The 23,907-nt window shown below is 75.8% G+C and carries 18 protein-coding genes; 10 read left to right on the top strand and 8 right to left on the bottom strand.

The genetic code is table 11. The features are described 5' to 3' along the window. Positions 1 to 268: 268 nt before the first annotated feature. From pgi to ACFYWL_RS20590, 6 genes are all read left to right on the top strand, one after another. Entirely contained in the window at positions 269 to 1,906 is a 1,638-nt protein-coding gene (gene pgi, locus ACFYWL_RS20565; RefSeq protein WP_386974951.1) for a glucose-6-phosphate isomerase, read from the top strand. Positions 1,907 to 2,125: 219 nt separating this feature from the next. Beyond that, positions 2,126 to 4,768, top strand: a complete 2,643-nt coding sequence (gene lanKC / locus ACFYWL_RS20570) for a class III lanthionine synthetase LanKC (RefSeq protein WP_386974953.1) — start codon at positions 2,126 to 2,128, stop codon at positions 4,766 to 4,768. A gap of 6 nt (positions 4,769 to 4,774) precedes the next feature. After that, complete coding sequence (locus ACFYWL_RS20575) at positions 4,775 to 4,894, top strand: SapB/AmfS family lanthipeptide (protein WP_074476205.1); 120 nt, start codon at positions 4,775 to 4,777, stop codon at positions 4,892 to 4,894. A 39-nt stretch (positions 4,895 to 4,933) separates the two neighbouring features. After that, positions 4,934 to 5,053, top strand: coding sequence for a SapB/AmfS family lanthipeptide (locus ACFYWL_RS20580; RefSeq protein WP_386974955.1), 120 nt, complete (start codon positions 4,934 to 4,936; stop codon positions 5,051 to 5,053). A gap of 77 nt (positions 5,054 to 5,130) precedes the next feature. Beyond that, complete coding sequence (locus ACFYWL_RS20585) at positions 5,131 to 6,852, top strand: ATP-binding cassette domain-containing protein (protein ID WP_386974957.1); 1,722 nt, start codon at positions 5,131 to 5,133, stop codon at positions 6,850 to 6,852. Then, complete coding sequence (locus ACFYWL_RS20590) at positions 6,849 to 8,621, top strand: ATP-binding cassette domain-containing protein (RefSeq protein ID WP_386974959.1); 1,773 nt, start codon at positions 6,849 to 6,851, stop codon at positions 8,619 to 8,621. The genes ACFYWL_RS20585 and ACFYWL_RS20590 overlap by 4 nt, the downstream gene beginning before the upstream one ends. A gap of 35 nt (positions 8,622 to 8,656) precedes the next feature. On the opposite strand, the gene ACFYWL_RS20595 is transcribed toward ACFYWL_RS20590, so the two are convergent. The 8 genes from ACFYWL_RS20595 to ACFYWL_RS20630 all read right to left on the bottom strand — a co-directional run bounded on the left by ACFYWL_RS20595 (position 8,657) and on the right by ACFYWL_RS20630 (position 18,676). Then, positions 8,657 to 9,253, bottom strand: a complete 597-nt coding sequence (locus ACFYWL_RS20595; protein WP_386974961.1) for a response regulator transcription factor — start codon at positions 9,251 to 9,253, stop codon at positions 8,657 to 8,659. Between the two features lie 124 nt (positions 9,254 to 9,377). Further along, entirely contained in the window at positions 9,378 to 9,983 is a 606-nt protein-coding gene (locus ACFYWL_RS20600; protein WP_386974963.1) for a LuxR C-terminal-related transcriptional regulator, read from the bottom strand. A gap of 201 nt (positions 9,984 to 10,184) precedes the next feature. Continuing rightward, on the bottom strand, positions 10,185 to 11,225 hold the full coding sequence (locus ACFYWL_RS20605; protein ID WP_386974965.1) for a hypothetical protein: 1,041 nt from the start codon (positions 11,223 to 11,225) through the stop codon (positions 10,185 to 10,187). 416 nt (positions 11,226 to 11,641) lie between these two features. Next, positions 11,642 to 12,082 carry a hypothetical protein gene (locus tag ACFYWL_RS20610; RefSeq protein ID WP_386974967.1) on the bottom strand — a complete coding sequence of 147 codons (441 nt, stop codon included), beginning with the start codon at positions 12,080 to 12,082 and terminating at the stop codon, positions 11,642 to 11,644. A gap of 31 nt (positions 12,083 to 12,113) precedes the next feature. Beyond that, positions 12,114 to 16,610, bottom strand: coding sequence for a HAMP domain-containing protein (locus tag ACFYWL_RS20615; RefSeq protein WP_386974969.1), 4,497 nt, complete (start codon positions 16,608 to 16,610; stop codon positions 12,114 to 12,116). Positions 16,611 to 16,786: 176 nt separating this feature from the next. Next, positions 16,787 to 17,245, bottom strand: a complete 459-nt coding sequence (locus ACFYWL_RS20620; RefSeq protein ID WP_386974971.1) for an ATP-binding protein — start codon at positions 17,243 to 17,245, stop codon at positions 16,787 to 16,789. Positions 17,246 to 17,303: 58 nt separating this feature from the next. Continuing rightward, complete coding sequence (locus ACFYWL_RS20625; RefSeq protein WP_386974976.1) at positions 17,304 to 17,945, bottom strand: DUF305 domain-containing protein; 642 nt, start codon at positions 17,943 to 17,945, stop codon at positions 17,304 to 17,306. Beyond that, entirely contained in the window at positions 17,930 to 18,676 is a 747-nt protein-coding gene (locus ACFYWL_RS20630; RefSeq protein ID WP_386974978.1) for a lytic polysaccharide monooxygenase, read from the bottom strand. The genes ACFYWL_RS20625 and ACFYWL_RS20630 overlap by 16 nt, the downstream gene beginning before the upstream one ends. A gap of 859 nt (positions 18,677 to 19,535) precedes the next feature. Here ACFYWL_RS20630 and ACFYWL_RS20635 point away from each other — a divergent pair. Genes ACFYWL_RS20635 through ACFYWL_RS20650 form a run of 4 tightly spaced genes read left to right on the top strand, consistent with a single transcriptional unit; the run spans position 19,536 to position 23,900 of the window. After that, the gene (locus tag ACFYWL_RS20635; RefSeq protein WP_386974980.1) at positions 19,536 to 20,912 is read left to right on the top strand and encodes a DegT/DnrJ/EryC1/StrS family aminotransferase; all 1,377 of its coding nucleotides are present in this window, start codon (positions 19,536 to 19,538) and stop codon (positions 20,910 to 20,912) included. Continuing rightward, the gene (locus ACFYWL_RS20640; protein ID WP_386974982.1) at positions 20,909 to 22,126 is read left to right on the top strand and encodes an MFS transporter; all 1,218 of its coding nucleotides are present in this window, start codon (positions 20,909 to 20,911) and stop codon (positions 22,124 to 22,126) included. The genes ACFYWL_RS20635 and ACFYWL_RS20640 overlap by 4 nt, the downstream gene beginning before the upstream one ends. Continuing rightward, positions 22,123 to 23,064, top strand: coding sequence for a sulfotransferase (locus ACFYWL_RS20645; RefSeq protein WP_386974984.1), 942 nt, complete (start codon positions 22,123 to 22,125; stop codon positions 23,062 to 23,064). The genes ACFYWL_RS20640 and ACFYWL_RS20645 overlap by 4 nt, the downstream gene beginning before the upstream one ends. Before the next feature lie 5 nt (positions 23,065 to 23,069). Further along, on the top strand, positions 23,070 to 23,900 hold the full coding sequence (locus tag ACFYWL_RS20650; RefSeq protein WP_386974986.1) for an SDR family NAD(P)-dependent oxidoreductase: 831 nt from the start codon (positions 23,070 to 23,072) through the stop codon (positions 23,898 to 23,900). Positions 23,901 to 23,907 lie beyond the last annotated feature (7 nt).

The following is a 23,907-nucleotide window of genomic DNA, read 5'->3' on the forward strand; positions in this document are numbered from 1 at the left end:
CTGGAGCGCCGGCGGTGGGCCGGCGCACGACGACTGGGGAATGGCGGAGCACGGTGGCCCGCCCGAACCGGGCCCCGCGGCGCCCGTCCTGGGAAAGATCATGCCCCGGGGGTACGACAGGTTCGCCGCCGGGCCGGACGCACGGCGGCGGTGCGCGCCGGGGGTGCGACACGTCCCGGCTGGTGGCAGGCTGGCCCGGGCGGCCGGGCGCACGCAGTACGGTTACGGCCGCGCGACGGTTTTGAGCAGGTGCGGGAGGAGAGCCGGAATGGCCGAGGAGATCACCACCACCGACGAGTGGCGGGCGTTGGCGGCGCACGCGGAGAAGCTGCGGGACGCGCACCTGCGCGACCTGTTCGCCGCCGACCCGGACCGCGGTGAGCGGCTGGCCGGCGAGCTGGCGGACCTGCACGTCGACTACAGCAAGAACCTGGTCACCGACGAGACGTTGGCCCTGCTCGCCGCCCTGGCGGGGCGGGCCCGGCTGACCGACCGGATCGCGGCCATGTTCGCCGGGGCGCACATCAACACCACGGAGGACCGGGCGGTGCTGCACACGGCGCTGCGCGCCCCGGCGGGCGCGGCGCTGACGGTGGACGGCCGGGACGTGGTGGCCGACGTGCACGCGGTGCTGGACCGGATGGCGGCGTTCGCCGACCGGGTCCGCTCCGGCGAGTGGGTCGGGCACACCGGCGAGCGGATCCGCACGGTGGTCAACATCGGCATCGGCGGCTCCGACCTGGGGCCGGTGATGGCGTACGAGGCGCTGAAGGCGTACCGGGACGCGGGCATCGCCTGCCGGTTCGTCTCCAACATCGACCCGACCGACATCGCCGAGGCGACGGCCGACCTGGACCCGGCGAGCACCCTGTTCGTGGTGGTGTCGAAGACGTTCTCCACGCAGGAGACCCTGGCCAACGCGCGGCAGGCCCGCGACTGGCTGCTCGTCGGCCTGGGCGGCGACGCCTCGGCGGTGGCCCGGCACTTCGTCGCGGTGAGCACCAACGAGCAGCGGGTACGCGACTTCGGCATCGACCCGGCGAACATGTTCGGCTTCTGGGACTGGGTGGGCGGGCGCTACTCGCTGCCCTCGGCCGTCGGGCTGTCGGTGATGCTGGCGGTCGGGCCGGCGCGGTTCCGGGAGCTGCTGGCCGGCTACCACGCCGTCGACGAGCACTTCCGCACCACGCCGGTGGAGCGCAACGTGCCGGCGCTGCTCGGGCTGCTCAACGTGTGGTACACCAACTTCCTGGGCGCGCAGACCCACGCGGTGCTGCCGTACTCGCAGTACCTGCACCGGTTCCCGGCGTACCTGCAGCAGCTCACGATGGAGAGCAACGGCAAGTCGGTGACGCTGGACGGCACGCGCGTGTCGTACGACACCGGGGAGATCTTCTGGGGCGAGCCCGGCACGAACGGTCAGCACGCCTTCTACCAGCTCATCCACCAGGGCACCCGGCTGGTGCCGGCGGACTTCATCGGGTTCAGCCGGCCCCGGCACGACCTGGGCGACATGCACGACCTGTTCATGTCGAACTTCTTCGCGCAGACCGCCGCGCTGGCGTTCGGGCGCACCCGGGAGCAGGTGGAGGCCGAGGGCACCCCGGCGGAGCTGGCGGAGCACAAGGTGATGCCGGGCAACCACCCGACCACCTCGATCGTCGCCGCCGAGCTGACCCCGGCCGTGCTCGGCCAGCTCATCGCGCTCTACGAGCACATCGTGTTCACCGAGGGCGCGATCTGGGACATCAACCCGTTCGACCAGTGGGGCGTGGAGCTGGGCAAGGTGATGGCCAACCAGCTCGCGCCGCTGCTCACCGGCGACGAGGCCGACCTGTCCGGGCTGGACTCGTCGACCCGCGCCCTGATCGCCCGCTACCGGGCGCAGCGGCACGCCACCGACTGACCGGCCTGCGGTCTCCCGGAACCGGCCGACGCCCCCCGCGGCGTCGGCCGGTTCTTTCTTTCGAGGCGGCACGGGTCGCTGGTGACTTTTGTCATCGCGGGCCGTGCGCCCCGCATCCATGGTCATGACTAACTGCACTGGGAGCGGGCGGGTCCGGTCCACGAGACTCGAATCCGTCGCCGGGCAACGGAACCGGCCGAGATCGCGGAGGGGGTCACGGTGGACGAGCGCTACGACAACTACTGCGCCGCGGACCGGCTCTTCTACGACTCGCCGGGCAGCGCCGTCGCGCAGCCGGCGTTCGCCGCCGCCGAGCGGGACGTGCCGGCCGGCTGGCGTCGCGAGCCGCTCGACGACTGGCTGATCCACGCCCCCGACGGCGGCTCGCTGCCCCAGCAGGGCTGGAAGATCCACGTGTCGGCCACCCTCGACAACGCCGAGCGGGTGCTCGACGCGGTGTGGGACTACTGCGTGCCGCGCGGGCTGTCGTTCAAGTTCCTGCGCGGGCCGCGCACCCTGCTGCTGCGCAACTCGAAGTACGCGTCACGGTCGGCCAGCGGCAAGTTCGTCACCATCTACCCGCACGACACCGCCGAGCTGGAGCTGGCCTGCAAGGAGCTCGACGCGCTGCTCGCCGGCGAGGCCGGGCCGTACATCCTCAGCGACCTGCGCTACGGCGCCGGGCCGGTGCACGTGCGCTACGGCGGCTTCGCCCGCCGCTACTGCCTCTCCCCGGACGGGCAGGTCGTCCCCGCCATCGCCGACGCCTCCGGCGCGCTGGTGCCCGACCGCCGCGACCCGGTGTTCCACCTGCCGGAGTGGGTGACCCTGCCGGACTTCCTGGCCCCGCACCTGGCCGCCCGCAACGCCACCAGCACCACCGAGGTCCCCTACAAGATCGAGAAGGTCATCCACTTCTCCAACGGCGGCGGCCTGTACGTGGGCCGGGACCTGCGCACCGACGCCCAGGTGGTGCTCAAGGAGGCCCGCCCGCACGCCGGCCTCGACGCCGACGGCGTCGACGCGGTGGCCCGGCTGGCCCGGGAGGCCGCCGCGCTGCGCCGGCTCGCCGACCTGCCCCAGGTGCCCGCCGTGCACGACGAGTTCGCCATCGGCGACCACCGGTTCCTGGCCCTGGAGTTCGTCGAGGGCCGGTCGCTGAACAAGGTGGTCGTCGAGAAGTACCCGCTGATCGACGCCGACGCCACCGCCGCCGACCGGGCCGAGTACGCCCGCTGGGCGCGCGACGTCCTGACCCAGGTCGAGGCGGTCGTCGCGGCGATCCACGAGCGCGGCCTCGTCTACGGCGACCTGCACCTGTTCAACATCATGGTCCGCCCCGACGGCCGGGTGGCCCTGGTCGACTTCGAGGTCGCCGCCCCGATCGAGGGGCACCGCCGCCCCGGCCTGCGCAACCAGGGGTTCGCCGCGCCGAACGACCGGACCGGCCCCGCCGTCGACCGGTACGCGCTGGCCTGCCTGCGCCTGGCGCTGTTCCTGCCACTGACCCAGCTCGTCCGGCTCGCCCCGGACAAGGCCGCCCACCTCGCCGACGTCGTCGCCGAGAGCTTCCCGGTGCCGCGCGACTGGCTCGCCGAGGCGGTCGCCGAGATCACCGGCGCCCGCCGAGGTGGGGACGCCGGCAGCGACGAGGACACCGTGACCAGCCGCGACCAGGCGGGCGGCGGCGACGCCTTCGACGCGACCGGCGACTGGCCCGGCACGCGCCGGCGGATCACCACCGCCATCCTCGCCAGCGCCACGCCGCAGCGCGACGACCGGCTCTTCCCCGGCGACATCGAGCAGTTCCGCAGCGGCGGGCTCAACCTCGCCCACGGCGCGGCCGGGGTGCTGCACGCCCTCGCCGTCAGCGGCGCGGGCCGGTTCCCCGAGCACGAACAGTGGCTCGTGCGGCGGGCCACCGCCCCCGCGTCGGGCACCCGGATCGGCTTCTACGACGGCCTGCACGGGGTGGCGTACGCGCTGGAGCACCTGGGCCGCCGCGCCGACGCCCTCGACGTGCTCGACGTCTGCCTGCGCCAACCCTGGACCGAGCTGGACCTGAGCCTGGCCAACGGGCTGTCCGGCATCGCCCTGAACCTCGCCGAGCTGGCCGGGCGCACCGGCGAGACCGCGCTGCGCGACGCCGCCGACGAGATCACCGCCGCCGTGCTCGACCGGCTCGGCGACGACCCCGGCCCGGACATCAGCGGCGGCCGGCACCCGTACGCGGGACTGCTGCGCGGGCGCACCGGGGCGGCGCTGCTGCTGGTGCGGATGCACGAGCTGACCGGCGACCCGGCGCTGCTGGAACACGCCGCGACCGCGCTGCGGCAGGACCTGCGCCGGTGCGTGGTGCGCCCGAACGGGGCGCTGGAGGTCAACGAGGGCTGGCGCACCATGCCGTACCTCGGGCAGGGCGGCGTCGGCATCGGCCTGGTCCTCGACCAGTACCTGCGCCACCGCGCCGACGAGCGCTTCGCCGAGGCCAGCGCCGGGGCACGCCGGGCCGCCCGGTCCCCGTTCTACGCCCAGTCCGGCCTCTTCGCCGGCCGGGCCGGGATCATCGCGTACCTGGCGACGCTGCCCGACGCGGACAGCCGCCGCGAGCTGGACGCGCAGCTGCGCCGGCTCGGCTGGCACGCCCTGCCGTACGGCGGCGGGACCGCCTTCCCCGGCGAGCAGTTGCTGCGGCTCTCCATGGACCTGGGCACCGGCGCCGCCGGGGTGCTGCTCGCGCTGGCCTGCGCGCGGCACGACGAGCCGGCGACCCTGCCCTTCCTCGCGCCGCTGGCCGGCGCGCCCGAACTCCCCCGCAGCGGCGGGGGCGACCACGACCCGCTACCCCACGGGGGGAGGTGATTCGACATGGCACTTCTGGACCTCCAGGGCCTCGAGCTGGCCCCGGCCGACCGCACCAGCGGCGACTCCAGGGCGAGCCTGCTGCTCTGCGGCGACAGCGGCCTCTCCGTCACCACCTGCAACTGACCCCATCCACCGCACCGTCTCCGAAAGGACTGATCCGACATGGCGCTCCTCGACCTGCAGGGCCTCGAGATGTCCCCGGCCGACCGCACCGGCGGCGGCTCCAGCGCGAGCCTGCTGCTCTGCGGCGACAGCGGCCTCTCCGTCACCACCTGCAACTGACCCAGACCGTTCCGCGGCGCCCCGGGTGGACAGACGTGTCCACCCGGGGCCGCCCGCCGTTTCCCGGGGAGGCGCCGATGCGCAGGGGCGACGGGCCGTTCCGGCAGGCCGCCCGCGACGCCGGGGGCTGGGCCTGGGCGCTTGGCGGGGTCACCCTGGTCGGCGCCGTCGCCGAGCTGCTGCTGCCGGCGGCGCTCGGGCTCGCCGTCGACGCGGCCCTGACCGGCGGAAGCCGCTGGTGGCCGGTGGCCGTCTGCGCCCTGGTCGCCGTGCTCGTCGCCACCGACACCCTCGGTGACCTGGCCGCCGGCTACGGCGCCGCCCGCGCCACCGCCCGGCTGCGCGGCCGGCTGCTGCGGCACCTGTTCGCCCTCGACGTGCGCACCGCCCGCCGGTATCCGGTCGGCGACCTGGTGGGCCGCCTGGTCGGGCAGGCCGCCGACGCCGGCCAGGCCGGCAACACCGTCGTGCTGGGCGCGATCGCGCTGCTGCCGCCGCTGGGAAGCGTCGTCGCGCTCACCCTGATCGAGCCGGCGCTGGGGATCACCCTGCTCGCCGGCCTCCTGCTGCTCGGCGGCCTGATGCGCGCGTTCGTCACCGACGCGTCGGCGGCCACCGCCGGCTACCAGAAGGCCCTGAACCGGATCGCCGGCCGGCTGCTGGAGTCCCTAGCGGGCGCGCGGACCATCGCCGCCGCCGGGACCCGGCGGCGGGAGCAGGCCCGGGTGCTCGCGGCCCTGCCGGAGCTGGGCGGGCACGGCCGGCGCGGCTGGGAGCTGCTGGCCCGGGCCAGCGCCCGCACGGCCGCCGTCGCGCCGCTGCTGCAACTCGCCGTGGTCGCCGTCGGCGGGTACGCCCTGACGGCCGGCTGGCTCACCCCCGGTCAGCTCGTCTCGGCGGTCCGCTACGCCGCGACCGGCGCGGGGCTGGGCGCGGTGCTGGCCACCCTCAACCGGCTCGTGCGCAGCCGCTCCGGCGCCGCCCGGGTCGCCGAACTGCTGGCCCTGCCCGCGCCGGCCGACGGCGACCTCCCGCTGCCACCGGGCGGCGGTGCGCTGCGGCTGCACGGCGTGAGTGTGCACGGCGACGACGGCAGGCCCGTCCTCGACGGCCTCGACCTGGACGTCCCCGCCGGCGTCACGGTGGCGGTGGTCGGCCCCTCCGGCGCCGGCAAGTCCACCCTCGCCGCCGTCGCCGGCCGGCTGCACGACCCGGACGCCGGGCAGGTGCGGCTCGACGGGGTGCCGCTGTCCCGGCTAGACCCGGCCGAGCTGCGCCGCGCCGTCGGGTACGCCTTCGACCGCCCCGCCCTGGTCGGCGCGACCGTGCACGACGCGATCGGCCTGGCGCTGCCCCCGCAGCAGGCCGCGCCCCCCGCCGACGGCTCCCCCGCGACGATCGCCGTGCGGCGGGCCGCCGAGGCGGCGGCCGTGGACGACGTCGTCGCCCGGCTGCCGCAGGGCTTCCGCACCCCGCTGGCCGACGCGCCGTTCTCCGGCGGCGAGGCGCAGCGCCTCGGGCTGGCCCGGGCGTTCGCCGGGGCGCGGCGGCTGCTGATCCTCGACGACGCCACGTCCAGCCTGGACACCGTCACCGAGCACCGGATCTCGCGGGCGGTGACGGGGCGGGCGGGCGGGCGTACCCGCCTCGTGGTCACCCACCGGGCCGCCACCGCGGCGGCGGCCGACCTGGTGGTGTGGCTCGACGGCGGCCGGCTGCTCGCCGTGGCCCCGCACTCCCGGCTCTGGGCGGACCCGGCCTACCGGGCGGTCTTCCACGCCGGCGGGGAGGCCGGGTGAGCGCCCGGGGCGGCCCCGACGCGGGCACGCCCGGGGTGGGGCGGGCGACGTGGGCGGCGCTGCGCGCCCGGCGCGCCGCCGTGGCGCGGCTGGCCGGCTGGTCGGCCGTGGAGGCCCTGCCGGCGTTGCTGTCGGGCGCGCTGGTGGCGCGGGCCGTCGACGGGGGCTTCCTGGCCGGGCGGCTCGGCGCGGGGCTCGGCTGGCTGGCGGCGCTGGGCGCGGCGGTGCTCGTGGGGGCGGTGGCGACCGGCCGGACGTACCGCAGCCTCGGCGCGGTGGTCGAACCGTTCCGCGACGACCTGGCCGCCCGGGTGGTCCGGGCCGCCCTGCACGACGCGACCCGGCCCGGCGGACGCCCGGACAGCGCCGCCGCGGCCCGGCTGACCCACCAGGTGGAGCTGGTCCGCGACACCTTCGCCGGCCTGCTCATGGTGACCCGGGGGTTCCTGTTCGCCGCGGGCGCGGCCCTGATCGGGCTGCTCGCCCTCGACCCGGTGGTCGCGGCGCTGGTGGGCGCGCCCCTCGTCGCGGGGCTGGCCGTGTTCCTCGCCGCGCTCCCGGCCATGGCGGGGCAGCAGCGCCGCTACGTGCGCGCCGGGGAGGAGCTGGGCCGGGCCGCCTCCGCCGCGCTGGCCGGGCACCGGGACGTGCGGGCCTGCGGCGCGGCCGGGCGGGTCGTCGCCGACGTGGGCGCGCGGGTGGCCGACCAGGCCGCCGCCGAGCGGACGCTGGCCCGGATGTCCGCCGTGCGCAGCCTCAGCCTCGGCCTCGGCGGCTGGCTGCCACTGGCGGTGCTGCTGCTCGCCGCGCCCTGGCTGGTCGACCGGGGCCTCACCGCGGGGGCGGTGCTCGGCGCGCTGGTGTACGTCTCCACCGGCCTCCAACCCGCCCTGCACGCCCTGGTGCAGGGCGTCGGGGGCGGCGGCCTGCGCTACGTGGTCACCCTCGACCGCATCCTGCGGACCTGCCCCGACGAGCCGGGCGAGACGCCCGTGGGGCGGCCCGACGCCGAAGCCGCCCCGCCCGGCGACGGGCCGCCCGCAGTCTGCGCCCAGGGCCTGACCTTCCGGTACGGCGTCGCGGCGCGGCCGGTCCTCCGGGACGCCACCGTGGCGCTGGCCGCCGGGGAGCACCTCGCCGTGGTCGGGCCGAGCGGGGCGGGCAAGTCGACCCTGGCCGCCCTGCTGTCCGGGCTGCTCGCGCCGCAGGCCGGCACCGTACGCCTCGGCGGGGTCCCGGTCGCCGACGCCCCGCCGCAGACGCTGGCGCGGCTGCGGGTGCTGGTGCCCCAGGAGGCGTACGTCTTCACGGGCCCGCTCGCCGACAACCTGCGCTACCTGCGGCCGGACGCCGACGACGCCACGGTCACGGCGGCCCTCGACGCCCTCGGCGCGGGCCCGCTCGCCGCCCGGCTCGGCGGGCTGGCCGGGGAGGTGGAGCCGGCGGCGCTCTCGGCCGGCGAACGGCAGCTGATCGCCGCGGTGCGGGCGTACCTCTCCCCCGCCCCGCTGGTGCTGCTCGACGAGGCGACCTGCCACCTGGACCCGGCGGCCGAGGCGCGGGTCGAAGAGGCATTCGCCCGACGCCCCGGCACGCTGGTGGTGATCGCCCACCGGATCAGCTCGGCCGTGCGGGCCCGGCGGGCGCTGGTGCTCGACGGCGCGCGGCCGGTGATCGGCACCCACGAGGAGCTGCTGAACCGGTCGGCGACGTACCGGGAACTCGTCGGCCACTGGGACGACCGGCCGGCCGCCGCCGCCCGGGGCTGACCGCCCCGGGCTGCCGCCGACCGGCCGGGCGGGCCTCAGATCCAGCCGGACTCGCGGGCGAACCGGACGGCCTCGATCCGCGTGCGGGCCCCGGTCTTGCGGGCGATCCGCCCGAGGTGGTTCCGGACGGTGCCGCAGGACAGCCGCAGCGACCCGGCCACCTCGGCGACCGGGGCGCCCGCGGCGGTCAGCCGCAGCACCTCGGTCTCCCGGGCGGTCAGCGGGCAGTCGGCGGCGAGCGCCGCCATCACGAGCTCGGCGTCGACCACCGACTCCCGGCGGGCGAGGCGGCGCACCCCGTCGACCACCCGCTGCGGCGACACGTCGCTGGCGAGGATGCCGACGGTGCGCCCCGGGGCGAAGACCTCGTGCAGGCCCCGGGCGCGGCGCGGGTCGGCGAGCACCAGCAGCGGGCACGGCTGTGCCGCGGCCGGGTCCACCGCCACCGGGCCCTCGTTGATCAGATCGAAATCCACCACGGCGACGTCCGGCCGGCCGGCGCGGACGGCCTGGTCGACCGCGTCGCCGCGGCCCACCTCCGCCACCACGTGGATGTCCTCCTCGGCTGCGAGGACGAGCGACAACGCGCCCCGGACGAGGGCACCGTCCAGGGCGAGCAGGGTACGGATCACGTTGGACCTCTCCCAGGCGTCTCGGCGCATCACAGATCGTGAACATTCAAACACGAATAACGATGCATCGCTCGACGAGCGAACGGGGTGCCGGATCGCACCGTCGGTACCCCGTCCGGGGCGGTCACAACCATCCCTCCCGTTGCGCCCGGCGGACCGCCTCCATCCGGTTGCGGGCCCCCGTCTTGTGCAGGATCGCCGACAGGTGGTTGCGCACCGTCCCGTGGGCCAGGAAGAGCCGGCGGGCGATCTCCTTCAGCGGTACGCCCTCGGCGGCCTCCCGCAGCACCTCCCGCTCCCGCCGGGTCAGCGGGTTCACCGGCGGGCTGAGCACGGCGACGGCGGCGGACGGGTCGATCACCCGCTCCCCGGCGGCGGTGGTGCGGACGGCGCGGACCAGCTCCGGCAGCGCGACGTCCTTGCTGACCAGCCCGCGCGCCCCGGCCGCCAGGGCCGCCTCGACCAGCGGCGGGCTCCACCGGTGGCTCATCGCCAGCACGGCCGTCCCCGGCGCCTCGGCGACCACCTTGGCCACCACCTCCGCCGACTCGGGCAGCTCCGGTTTCAGGTCCAGCACCAGCACGCCGGGGCGTTCCCGGCGCAGCACCGGCCACAGGTCGCCGACGGTGGCGGCGTCGGCGATCACCTCGATGTCCTCCTCGCTCGACAGCGCGGCGCACAGCGCGCTGCGCAGCAGTCCCATGTCCTCGGCCACGACGACGTGGATCACCACGGATCTCCGATCTCGGGTACGCGGCACGCCGCTCCCCGGCCACGCCGGCTCTTTGCGGGCGGGGCGGGGTCGGTGCGCGCGGAACGGGCGGCGTCGGCCCGCGGCGGTCCCTGGTGGACGCCCGCAGGCCCCGTACGGCCACGTCGACGGCGCGGCACGGCACGAGGCCGGCGACCGTGGGACGGGCCCTGCCGAGACTCAGCCGGGGCGGGCGGCGACTCCCGGGGCCCGGCTGTGGGCCGAGGCCGGCGGGAGAGCGGTGCCGTGCCGGCCGCCGGCGCTCACGGGCAAGCGCGGGGCGTTCGCCGCGGCCGGCGTGGGCCCGGAGCCGGTGCGCGCGTCGTCGGCGCGGTCGTCGGCGGGCGACACGGGTCGGCTCGGACCCCCGGCCGGGGCCGGCTCCGGCACCGCCCGGACGGAGCCGGACGGCGAAGCGGCCGAGCCGGCGGGCCGCGCCGCCAGGAGCATCCCGGCAGGGGCCTCGGCCGCGACGCCGGACAGCCCGGGCGCACCCGCGGGCGGTGCCACGTCGCCGGGACGCGCCGCCGGGGCGCCCACCGCGTCGAGCGGCCCGCTCCAGGGCGCCGGCACCGCGCGCAGCGGCGCCGACGGCGACGGCTCGGCGGGATCGGCGGGGACCAGGGGCACCATCGGCAGCACCGGTGGAAGCAGGTTGCCCACCAGGCCCAGGATCGGGGCCAGGAGATGCTGGTCGATCGCGGCGAGGGCCGAGGCGAGCAGGGCGCTCAGGGATCTCGTCAGGCCGCCGACGACGTCCGGCAGGCAGTGCGTGAGCCGTCCGCCCCCGCCCCGCCCCAGGTCCACGGACGGTGCCGCGGGCGGGTCGGTGGGCGGGACCGCGGGGTGCTGCGGCGCGCCGTCCGGCGCGGCCGGGTCGGCCGGCGCGGGCGACGTGGCCGGATCCGCCGGCCCGCCGCCGGGAACAGGGTCGCCGGCGTCGGGCCGGCCCGACGCCGTCCCCGGCTCGGCCGGACCGGGTGGCCCGGGATCGGCCGGCTTGGTCGGCCCGGCCGGCCGGGTCGGCCCGGGATCGGCCGAGCCGGGATCGGCCGGGCCGGGCTCCGGCGGGCCAGGCTCCGGCGGGCCAGGCTCCGGCGGGCCAGGCTCAGACGGGCCGGGGGCGGAGTCGTCCGGGGGCGGCGGGGCCGGCCGGATCACCCCCCGCACCGGGCCGGTCGGGTCGGGACGCCCCCGGCCGGGCCGCGCGGGATCCCGCACGGGCGAATCGAGGCGCGACCCGTCGGGCGATGCGAGACGCGATCGGTCGGGTGAGGCGAGACGCGGTGGCTCGGCCTCACCGGGTGCGCGGCCGCCGGCGAGCCGGTCGGCGGAACGGGGCGGCCCCGAATCCGCGCGCGCCGCCTCCGGGCCGGAGAACAGGACCGCCGCGACGACGCCCGCGCCCACCGCCGACAGCAGCAGCCCGGCCCGCCACCACAGCCGGGTCAGCCCGGGAGCCGGCGGGGCCCCGACACGCCGCGACGCCACGGGCACCACGGCCGGGACGGAGCGGACAGCGGGACAGCGCACGCGGGACGACCTCTCTGCTCGGAAGGCGTCGACACATGGTAGCCACGCCGTAACCCCCCTGCGACTTCGTCACGCGTCCGATACCCGACTGACAGCGCGTGAGTTCAGCCGGGCGGAAGGTGGTCGCGGAGCGCGGCGAACTGGGCGACCGTGAGGTACGACGGGTTGGCCGCCTGTGGCTGGCGGAGCACCTCCAGCCCGCCCAGCCGAGCATCGGCGCGCAGCCGCTGCCGGGGCACCCGGTCCGGTTCGTCGAGGACGGTCAGGTCCAGCGGCACGGACCATCCCCCGTCGCGGTCGACGGCCGGCGCGGCGGCGATCCGGCCGACGCCCCAGACCCCGTACGGCAGTCGGCCCCGGCTGCCGCTGGCCCACAGCACCACCGGCTGACCGGGGCGCATCAGCCGGGCCCGGTAGCCGGGGCGTACGCACCAGCTCTCGACCCGGGGGTCGCGCCGGAACCGGGCCGCGAGGTCGACCCGGTCGGCGTTGCCCTTGACCAGCCACGCGCCCAGGTCGTCGAGGCTCACCCGTCGCTCGCTCACCCCGGCATTGTGCCCGCGCCGCCGGCCCCGGTCAGCCGTCGAGCCAGCGGTGGATGCAGTGCAGCAGGTCCTCGGCGTCCACCGGCTTGGTGACGTAGTCGCTGGCGCCGGAGGTGATGCTCTTCTCCCGGTCGCCACGCATCGCCTTGGCGGTGACCGCGATGATCGGCAGGTCCGCGTAGCGCGGCATGGCGCGGATCGCGGCGGTGGCGGCGTACCCGTCCATCTCGGGCATCATCACGTCCATCAGCACGAGGTCGATGTCGTCGTGGCGCATCAGCGTCTCGATGCCCTTGCGGCCGTTCTCGGCGTAGACCACGTCGAGCCCGTGCAGCTCCAGGATGTTGGTCAGGGCGAAGACGTTGCGGGCGTCGTCGTCGACCACCAGCACCTTGCGGCCGGCGAGACCGACGCCGAAGCCCTGACCGGGCGCGCCGGCCGGGGGCAGGGGCCGGGCGAGTGGCACCACGTGCCCGGTGGCGTCCGCCGACAGGTGCAGGGCGATCCGCTCCCGCAGGTCGTCCAGGCTGCCGAGGATCTCCAGGGGACGGTCGCCGGCCACCGCCCGCAGCAGCGCCTCCTGGCCGGCCCCGAGCGGGCGCGCGTGATAGGCCAGCACGGGCACGCCCCGGTGCGCGGGCGCGTCATGCAGCGCCCGCAGGAACACCGCCCCACTGTCGTCGGGCAGGTCGAGGTGGACGACCAGGCAGTCGTGCCGGTGCCCGGCCACGGCCTCCAGCGCGGCCGGGGCGTCCACCGCGGTGGCGACCTCGACCGGCGGGCCGGCCAGCCCGGCCGTCACGCCGTGGACCAGCATGGTCAGCAGCCCCTTGTCGTGGTGTTCGAGGACGAGGACCCGCCTTGGACCGGCCGGGGGCTCCCCGGCCGGCGCCGGGACCGGGTGCGGCCCGGTCGCCAGGTCGAGCCCCGGGCGGCCGGCGAGGACGGCGGGGGACGCGGCGGCCGGCGCGGCCGGGGACGCGGGGGCGACCGGGCCGGTGAGCGTGGCCGGCAGGTAGAGGGTGAAGGTGCTGCCCCGGCCGAGGACGCTGCGCGCGGTGATCCGGCCGCCGAGCAGGTGGGCGATCTCCCGGCTGATCGACAGGCCCAGCCCGGTGCCGCCGTAGCGGCGGCTGGTGGTGCCGTCGGCCTGCTGGAACGCGTCGAAGATGGCGGTGAGGTGCTGCTCGGCGATGCCGATGCCGGTGTCGACGACCCGGAACGCCAGCACGGTCTCCCCCGGCGTGAGCCCCTCCGGCAGCTCGTCGGGGCGGGCCCGCTCGATACGCAGCTGCACCCGGCCCTGCTCGGTGAACTTGACCGCGTTGGAGACGAGGTTGCGCAGCACCTGCCGCAGCCGCTGCTCGTCGGTGTGCAGCCACTGCGGCACGTCCGGGCCGGTGCTGATGTCCAGCTCCAGGCCACGCGGGGTGGTCAGCGGCCGGAACGTCGCGTCGACGTAGTCGCGCAGCTCGCTCAGCGCGAACGTCTCCGGGTTGACGTCCATCTTCCCGGCCTCGACCTTGGACAGGTCGAGGATGTCGTTGATGAGCTGGAGCAGGTCGGTGCCGGCGGAGTGGATGACGGTGGCGTACTCGACCTGCTTGGCGGTGAGGTTGCGGTTCGGGTTCTGCGCCAGCAACTGCGCCAGGATGAGCAGCGAGTTCAGCGGCGTACGCAGCTCGTGGCTCATGTTGGCGAGGAACTCCGACTTGTACTTCGAGGCAAGCGCGAGCTGCTGGGCGCGGGCCTCCAGCTCCTGGCGGGCCTGCTCGATCTCCGAGTTCTTGGTCTCGATGTCGTGGTTTTGCCGGGCCAGCAGCGCCGCCTTGTCCTCCAGCTCGGCGTTGGAGCGCTGGAGCTCCTCGGAGCGGGCCTGCAACTCCTCGGAACGGGCCCGCAGCTCGGCGGCGAGCCGCTGGGACTCGGTGAGCAGCACGTCGGTGCGGGCGTTGGCGACGATGGTGTTGACGTTGACGCCGATGGTCTCCATCAGCTGGTCGAGGAAGTTGCGGTGCGTCTCGGTGAACCGGCTCATGCTGGCCAGCTCGATCACGCCGAGGACCTGGTCCTCGAACGGGATCGGCAGCACCACCAGGTGCCGGGGCACCGCCGCGCCGAGGCTGGAGGAGACGGTGACGTAGTCCGCCGGGACGGCGTCGACCACGATGGCCCGCCGGCTCGCGGCGGCCTGCCCGACGAGGGAGTCGCCGAGGGTGAACCGGCGGCCGGAGGCGCGGTGGCCGTACCCACCGACCACCCGCAGAATGGGTTCCCCGGCGCCGTCCTCGACCAGCAGGAACGTGCCGAGCTGGGCGGAGACCAGCGGGGCCAGCTCGTCCATCACCAGCCCGGCGACGACCTCCAGGTCCCGGTGGCCCTGCATGAGGCCGGAGATCCGGGCCAGGTTGGTCTTGAGCCAGTCCTGCTCCTGGTTCATCCGGGTGGTCTCGCGCAGCGACTCCACCATGGAGTTGATGTTGTCCTTCAGCTCGGCCACCTCGCCGGAGGCGTCGACGGTGATCGAGCGGGTCAGGTCGCCGGTGGCCACCGCGCTGGTCACCTCGGCGATGGCGCGGACCTGCCGGGTGAGGTTGCCGGCCAGCTCGTTGACGTTCTCGGTGAGCCGCTTCCAGGTGCCAGAGACGCCCTCGACCTCGGCCTGGCCGCCGAGCCGGCCCTCGCTGCCGACCTCCCGGGCCACCCGGGTCACCTCGGCCGCGAACGACGAGAGCTGGTCGACCATCGTGTTGATGGTCGTCTTCAGCTCCAGGATCTCGCCCCGGGCGTCCACGTCGATCTTGCGGGTCAGGTCGCCCTGGGCCACGGCCGTGGTCACCTGGGCGATGTTGCGGACCTGGCCGGTGAGGTTGTTGGCCATCGAGTTGACGTTGTCGGTGAGGTCCTTCCAGGTGCCGGCCACGTTGGGCACCCGGGCCTGCCCGCCGAGCCGGCCCTCCGTGCCCACCTCCCGGGCCACCCGGGTCACCTCGTCGGCGAACGCGCCGAGGGTGTCGACCATCGTGTTGATGGTCTGGGCGAGCACGGCGACCTCGCCCTTCGCCTCCACCGTGATCTTGCGGCTGAGGTCGCCCTGCGCGACGGCCGTGGCCACCAGCGCGATCGAGCGCACCTGGTTGGTGAGGTTGTTGGCCATCTCGTTGACGTTGTCGGTGAGGTCCTTCCAGGTGCCGCCGACGTTGGACACCCGGGCCTGCCCGCCGAGCCGACCCTCCGTGCCCACCTCCCGGGCCACCCGGGTCACCTCGTCGGCGAACGCGGAGAGCTGGTCGACCATCGTGTTGATGGTCTCCTTCAGGGCCAGGATCTCGCCCCGGGCGTCGACCCGGATCTTCTGCGTCAGGTCGCCCTTGGCCACGGCCGTGGTGACCTCGGCGATGCTGCGCACCTGGGCGGTGAGGTTGTCGGCCATGACGTTCACCGACTCGGTGAGGTCCTTCCAGGTGCCGGAGACCCCCTTGACGTCGGCCTGCCCGCCGAGGCGGCCCTCGGTGCCGACCTCCCGGGCCACCCGGGTCACCTCGTCGGCGAACGACGACAACTGGTCCACCATCGTGTTGATGGTGCTCTTCAGCTCCAGGATCTCGCCGTGCGCCGTGACGGTGATCTTCTGCGACAGGTCGCCGCGCGCCACCGCCGTCGCCACCTGGGCGATGCTGCGGACCTGGTCGGTGAGGTTGCCGGCCATCGAGTTGACGGAGTCCGTCAGATCCCGCCAGGTGCCGGCGACGCCGCTGACCTGCGCCTGGCCGCCGAGGCGGCCGTCGGTGCCGACCTCCCGGGCCACCCGGGTCACCTCGTCGGCGAACGACGACAACTGGTCCACCATCGTGTTGATGGTGCTCTTGAGCTCCAGGATCTCGCCCCGGGCGTCCACGGTGATCTTCTGCGACAGGTCGCCCCGCGCCACCGCCGTGGTCACCTGCGCGATGTTGCGGACCTGGCTGGTCAGGTTGCCGGCCATGAAGTTCACCGAGTCGGTCAGGTCCCGCCAGGTGCCGGCCACCCCGGGCACCTCGGCCTGCCCGCCGAGGCGGCCCTCACTGCCGACCTCCCGGGCCACCCGCGTCACCTCGTCGGCGAACGACGACAACTGGTCCACCATCGTGTTGATGGTGACCTTCAGCTCCAGGATCTCGCCGCGCACGTCCACGGTGATCTTCTGCGACAGGTCGCCCCGCGCCACCGCCGTCGCCACCTCGGCGATGTCGCGGACCTGGTCGGTGAGGTTGCCGGCCATGGCGTTGACGGAGTCCGTGAGGTCCTTCCAGGTGCCCGAGACGCCCGGCACCTCGGCCTGCCCGCCGAGCTGCCCCTCGGTGCCCACCTCGCGGGCGACCCGGGTCACCTCGGAGGTGAACAGCGACAACTGGTCGACCATGCCGTTGAAGACGGTGGCGATCTCGCCGAGCAGGCCGTCGCCGTCCTCCGGCAGCCGGGTGCCGAAGTCCCCGTCGCGGACCGCGGTCAGGCCGGCCAGCAGTTGCCGCAGCCCGGGATCGGCCACCGGGCCGGGAGGCGTAGGGGGTGTCGCGCCGCCGTGCCGTGCCCCCGACCGCTCGACCATCGCAACCCCCCGAAGCGCGACCAACCGGACGGCCCGCCCGCCCGGCAGCGACACCAAACCCGCGCAAGTATGCCCGGAAGGCCACCCAAGCCGCATCGGGGGCGGCCGGCGGGTCGTCAGCCGCGGTCGGCCGCCGGTGCTGGCAGGCGGGCGCTGACCCAGGCGGTGGTGCCGCGTCCGTCGGCCCGGATCTCCAGGCCGTCGGTGAGCTGCTGGGCCAGCCACAGGCCACGGTGGCCGACCTCGTGGGGCGCGGGCAGGGCGACGCGTACGTCGCCGAGGCCGGGGCCGTCGTCGCTGATCTCGCAGGTCAGCAGGTCGCCGTCGCGCCGCAGCCGCAGCCGGCCGCTGCCCCCGCCGTGCCGCACGACGTTGGTCACCAGCTCGTGCACCGCCAACACGAAGTCCTCCAGGGCGACGTCGGCCAGCCCCGCCGCGCCGGCCGCGGCGGTGACGGCGTGGCGCAGGGCCGTCACCCCGTCGGCCCTGATCGCCTCCGCCAACAGCGTCACCCCGGCACCCCCACGGGACGCGCCGGCACCCGTGCCACCGCCGTCACCCCCACCGCTGCTCATGGCCGGACCGTACACGTCCCGCACCTGACGTGGGCGGGCCCGGGCCGATTGCCACCGGTCAGGCCGCCGGGAGCCCCGCCATCAGCCGGATCTGGGCGGCACGCGAGCGGGCGATCCGGTCGGCGAGGTCGCGTACCTCGGGACCGACCGCCGCCGGCAGGTGGGCGCGGGCCAGCGTGACGGCCGCGCGCTGGTGGGCCGTGAGCACTTCGACGAGTACGGCGTCGAACCGGCCCGCGGGCGCGGCACGGAGCCGGGCCAGGTCGGGGTCGGCGGTCGCCGGCGCGTCGTGGGCGCCCTGGGCGTCGTGGTGCGAATGGTGGCCCGCCGGTCCGGTGGCGTCGCCGTCCGGGGCCGCGGCGAGCCAGCGTCGCATGGTGGCCAGCTCGTCGGCCTCGGTCACGTCGACGGCGGCGACGAGCGTACGCAGCTCGCCGTCGGCGATCCGGCCGGTGGCCGCGGCGGCGATCACCCGGGTCCGGTCGTGGTGGGCCACCATCGCCCGGAGGAACGGCACGTCAGCCGGGGCGGGTGCCGACACGGCGGGCGGGGACGGCACCGTGCTGGCCGGCGGGGCGGACGGGCCGACGCCCGTCGCGCAGCCGGCGGCGGCCAGGAGCGCGGCGAGCGCCAGCGCGGCACGCGGGGTGCGGCCCGGACGCCCGGGCCGCACCCACTGGCGGGTCAGAGCCGGGTCCACAGGGCCGGCACGTTCGGTGGCTCCCAGCCGGGCAGGGCGGTGTGGGCCTGCACGCACCGGTACGTCGCCCCGCCGTAGGTGACCTGGTCACCAACCCGGTACGCCTGACCGGCCGTCCAGGTGCCGCCCGGCGCGGGCGTGGTCGGGGCGGGCGTGGCCGTCCTCGTCGGCGTCGGGGTGGGCGTGGCCGTCCTCGTCGGGGTGGGGGTCGGGGTACCGCCGGTGCCGACCTGGAGGTCCACGCAGGAGTAGAAGGCGTTGGCGGTGTCGGCGATGTTCCAGATGGCGAGCAGCTTCTGCCGACCCGACCAGCCGCCCAGGTTGACGGTGTGCGAGACGGTGGCGTCGGGCTGTCGCCCGCCCCCGTCGACGACGGCGATCCGGGTGCCGCCGATCCAGTACTCCCAGTTGCTGGTGGCGTGCCGGGCGGTGTTGGTCCAGGTGAAGGTGACCGAACTGCCGACCGAGGTGGCCGGCCAGCCCCGCGCGTCGTCGTCGAGAACGGCGAACTGGCCGATCCCGGCGCTGCAACTGCGCAGCCCCTTCGGGCCCTCGACGCTCTGCGGCTCGTACCTGATCTGGCCGCAGTCGGGGACCCGGCCCTGGGCGCAGAGCGCCTGCCGGCTCGGCGGCCCGGACACGTAGCCGTGCGCCTGGGCGGGCACCGCGACCGCCAGGGAGGCGACGACGGCACCGGCCGACGCCAGCGGAAGGGCGATTCTTCGACGCATGTGACGCTCCTTCGTTTCGGGGCAGGCATCGGCGCAGCGCACCGAGCTGGGCCGACACGCCCGCCGGAGGCATATGATGAACATAAATTAAACTTTCTTAACAGTAAAGCCCACCCACCCCCTCACCCCACCCCCACCTCTCCTCCCACCCCGCCCCCGACCCTCCCCCACCCCTCTCGCCCCGGTGATCAAGAGGTTTGCGTCAAGGCAAAGATCAACTTTGACGCTTTCCTCTTGATCACCGGGGCGAGGGAGGCGGGGGCGGGCGAGTGGGCGGGGGCGGGTGGAGGGAGGTGGGGGCGGGATGGGGGTGGGTATTTTGGGGGGTCGTGCCGTTTGGGTAATTCATTCGGCTATCGCCGTAGGGATAGATGGTCGGTTCCGCTCGGACAACACGCCATTGATGGCTGTTGACCAACTTTGCGCCCAACCGAAGGCCAGAAAGGCTGCCTATCCGATAGGGAATTGGAATTGCGGGGCAGGCATTCCGGCCATCGCACGAAATCGCCAGCGCGCCCTGACCGAGGGTGATCGCCGCCAGGCCGAGCCGGAAGGCGTCCGCCCAGCTCAGCGACGTACCAGCAGGCCAGCCGCGTCACGGGCGACAACCGGCGGTCACCGGGTCCCCTGCCGGCGGCCGAACGGCACCCGCCGGGCACCACAAAGACGGGTTGACGGGCCGCACCCCCGAGGCAATCATGACTGTCACTGGGCGGCGATTGACGCGATTCCGGATCGACGAATTCTCCCACGCCAGTGGGGCTATTCGTGCTGTCCGCACGGCGCGCGCCGGCCACCGTTCCGCGGGCCGGAGAAAAGCCGGCGGGACACCCGTCAGGAACGAGCGAGGAGTCCGCCGGTGAACGGGAACGACGAAGCTCCCGCGCCGCCCCGGCCACTGCCGGCGGCGCGCCCTGATCGACCGGAGGACCGCCTCGCCCTGCACGGCGGCGCGCCCGTCCGGCACGCCCCCTGGCCCACGTACGACAAGGGCGCCGTCTTCGTCCACCCCGAGGACGAGGAGGCCGCCTGCCGGGCCGTGCGCAGCCACCTCTACTTCCGCTACGACCACCGCCCGCAGCACGAGACCGAGTGCGGCCGGTTCGAGGACGAGTTGTGCCGCTTCTTCGGCACCCGGCACGCCCTCGCCGTGTCCAGCGGCACGGCCGCCCTCGCCCTGGCCATCATGGCGGCGCGGGTCCCCCCGGGCTCCCTGATCGCCTGCCCCGGGTTCACGTTCGTCGCCACGCCGAGCGCGATCGTCATGGCCGGCTGCCGGCCGCTCCTCGTCGAGGTGGACGAGGACCTGCGGATGGACCTCGACGACCTGCGCCGCCGCTGGCATCCGGGGATCGGTGCGATCCTCGTGGTGCACATGCGCGGATTCGCCGCCGACGCCGAGGCCCTCGCCGCGTTCGCCGCCGAGATGGGCGTGCCGCTGATCGAGGACGCGGTGCCCGCGCTCGGCGCGGAGCTGCGTGGCCGCAAGCTCGGCACGTTCGGGGCGGCCGGGGCGTTCAGCACCCAGTCGGACAAGGCGCTCAACTGCGGCGAGGGCGGCTTCCTGGTCACCGACGACACCGAGCTGTTCGCCCGCGCGGTGGCGCTGTCCGGGGCGTACGAGGGGCGGCTGCGGCGGCACTTCCCCGACGCCGAGCCGCCGCTGACCGGCCTCGACCTGCCCCTGCTCAGCCTCCGCATGGACGAGATCCGGGCGGCGCTGCTGCGCGCCGAGATGGCCCGCCTGCCGCAGCGGCTGCGGCTGTTCCACCGCAACTACGACCGGGTCGCCGCCGCGCTGGCCGACGTGCCGGGCATCGCGATCCGCCGGCCGGTCGCCCCCGGGGCGTACCTCGGGGAGGCGTTCGTGTTCCGGGTGCCCGGCGGCGACGCGGGCTGGTTCGCCCGCGCGCTGTGCCGGGAGGGCATCGACGCGCGCAACATCGGCGCCGACGACGACCTCAACGTCCGCGCGTTCTGGAACTGGCGGTTCGCGTACGACACCGACGACGTCGACGTGATCCGGGCGATGCTGCCGCGCACCGCCGGCTACCTGCGCGAGGCCGTCGACGTGCCGCTGTCGTCCAACCTGAGCCTCGACGACTGCGCCGACCTCGTGCGGGCGGTGCGCAAGGTGGCCGCCGCGCTCGATGCGGCACCCGCCGGGCCGCCGTCGAACGGACCGGCGGACCCCGTGGTCGCGCCGGTCGGCGCGGCGGAGCCGGTGGGCCGATGACGGGCAGCGCCGCCCGCGCCGTGCCGCGCCCCGCCCTGGTCGGCATCTTCGGCGGGCTGTTCGCCGGCTACCTGGGCCTCACCGCCGTGATCCCGGTGCTGCCGGCGTTCCTGCGCGACCGGCACGCCGCCGGGGACCTGGTCGTCGGCCTGGTCGTCACGGTCACCGCCGGGACGGCGCTGCTCGTGCGGCCCGTCGCCGGCGCGCTGGCCGACCGGTACGGTCACCGCGCCGTGATGCTCGCCGGCGCGCTCGTCGCGGCCCTCGGCGGGCTGCTGTACCTCCTGCCGCTCGCGGTGCCGGCGCTGGTGGCGGTGCGGCTGCTGCTCGGCGCGGGCGAGGCCGCCCTGTTCACCGCCGGGGCGGTGTGGACGGTGGCCCTCGCCCCGCACCACCGCCGGGGCCAGCTCATCGGCCTCTACGGGATGAGCATGTGGGGCGGCATCTCCGCCGGCACCTTCCTCGGCGCGACGCTGCAACAGGTCTCCTTCACCGCCGTCTGGGCGCTCGCCGCCGCCGCTCCCCTGCTGGCCGCCGCCCTGATCGCCGTGGTCCCGGTGCCACACCGGGAGCCCGGGACCGCAGCGCAAGGGACATCTAGGGGCGGCGGCGGGCTGCTGCTGCGCCCGGCGCTGCTGCCCGGCACCGCGCTCGCCCTCGGCGCCGCCGGGTACGCCGGCCTGGCCGCGTTCGTCGTGCTGCACCTGGACGCCCGCGGCATCGGCTCCGGCGTGCTGGTGCTGAGCTGCTTCAGCGCCGTCTACGCCGGCACCCGCCTGGTCATCGGCCACCTGCCCGACAGGCTGGGCCCCCGCCGGGTGGCGGCCTGGTCGGCGGCCGGCGAGGCGGCCGGCCTGACGATCGTCGCGCTCGCGCCGAACCTGCCCGTCGCCGTGGCCGGTGGCGTGGTCACCGGCGTCGGCTTCTCGCTGCTGCACCCGTCGCTGGCGCTGATGGTGATGAACCGGGCCGAGCCGACGCGGCAGGGGGCGGCGATCGGGGCGTACACCTCGTTCTGGGACCTGGGGCTCGCCGTGTGGGGGCCGGTGACGGGCCTGGTCGCGGCGCGGCTCGACTACCCGGCCGTGTTCGGCGTCGGCGCGGCCTGCGCCGTCGCGGCGGCGGCCATGGCGGCGTGGATCGGCCGCCCCGCGGGCGGCCCCGGCGGCACCGGGATGCCCGGTAGCGAACGGACGGAGGCCCGCGCGGCATGAGCGACCTGACGGTCCTGTGCGTCACCGGCTGGTGCCGCAACGGCAGCACCATCATCGGCAACGTCCTCAACGAGGTGCCCGGCTTCTTCCACGTCGGCGAGCTGCACTTCCTGTGGAAGAACTCCACCGGCCGGGGCGTCAACGGGCTGTGCGGCTGCGGCCGGGAGCTGACCGCCTGCGACCTCTGGTCGCGGGTGCTGCCCGTCGGGCGGCCCGCCGGCCTGTCGGCCGACGCGCACGCCGCGCAGGTCATCGCCCGCCAGCGTTCCCGGGTGCGCACCCGGCACACCTGGCGGGTGCTGCGCCGCGGCCTGTACGACGACGAGATCCGCGCCCACGCCGAGCTGATGGGCCGGGTCTACCGGGCGGTCGCCGAGCGCACCGGCGCGCACACCATCGTGGACACCACGAAGATCCCCGGGGAGGCCGCTTTGCTGGCGCACCTGCCCGGGATCACCCCCTACTACGTGCACCTGGTGCGCGACCCGCGCGCCGTGGCGCACTCCTGGCGGGAACCGAAGCAGTACGTGTACGCGATGTCGGCGGCGCGCAGCACCGCGTACTGGCACGGGTTCAACCTGGCCTCGGCGGCGATCACCCGGCGGCATCCGCGGCGGTCGATGCTGCTGCGCTACGAGTCGTTCACCGCCGACCCGGCCGGCACGATCGACGCGCTGCTGCGGCTGTGCGGGGCCGACCCGGCCGGCAACCCGGTGCGCGGGCGCGCCGTCGAGCTGGGCACCAACCACACGGTGACCGGCAACCCGGACCGGTTCCGCACCGGGCCGACCGTGATCCGCGACAGCGACGAGGCGTGGCGGCGCACCCTGTCGCCCGCCGACCGGCTGGCCGCCACCGCCCTGGCCCAGCCCCTGTTCGCCCGCTACGGCTACCGGTCGGCCGGGGCGGGCCGGCCGTCACCGACCGGCGGAAGGTAGGAGACGTGGATCTCGGGCTCACAGGACGGGTGGCGCTCGTCGCCGGCGGGTCCAGCGGCATCGGGCTGGCCTGCGCGAAGGAGTTCGCCGCCGAGGGCGCGCACGTGGCGATCTGCGGCCGGGACCCGGACCGGCTCGCCGCCGCCGAGCGGGAGCTGGCCGGGGTGGCGACGGGCCGGGTCAGCGCCACCGCCGTCGACGTCACCGACGCCGACGCGGCCCGCCGCTGGGTCGACGGGGTGGCCGCCGACCTCGGCGCGGCGCACGTGCTGCTGGTCAGCGGCGGCAGCCCGCCGATCGGCCCGGCCACCCTGTTCGAGGCGGACGACTACCGGGCCGCCGTCGACCGGGTGCTGCTGCCGGCCGTCGGGCTGGCCCTCGCGGCGCTGCCGCACCTGCGCGCCGCCGGCTGGGGGCGGCTGCTCTTCGTCGCCTCGGAGACCGCCGCCGTGCCGATCGCCCCGCTGCTGCTGTCCGGGGTGACCCGGGCCGCGCTGGTCCGCTTCGCCCAGGGCCTCGCCGTGGACGTGGCCCGCGACCGGATCACCGTCAACGTGCTCGCCCCCGGCTCGGTGCGCACCCCGCCCATGGAGCGGGCCGCCGCCCGGCTCGCCGGCGACGACGGCGACGTCGAGGAGCAGCTCGCCGCCATGGGCCACCACAGCGCGCTGGGCCGGCTGGCCCGCCCCGAGGAGGTCGCGGCGGTGGCCGCCTTCCTGGCCAGCGAGCGGGCCTCGTTCGTCACCGCCGGGGTGCACCTGGTCGACGGCGGCGCGAGCGCCACCGGACCGGACCTGCCGCACCTCACCGGCGTCCGCAAGGACACCTACGCCTGAGATCCCC

Source organism: Micromonospora sp. NPDC002575, from assembly GCF_042889525.1.
GTDB classification, from domain to species: domain Bacteria; phylum Actinomycetota; class Actinomycetes; order Mycobacteriales; family Micromonosporaceae; genus Micromonospora; species Micromonospora carbonacea.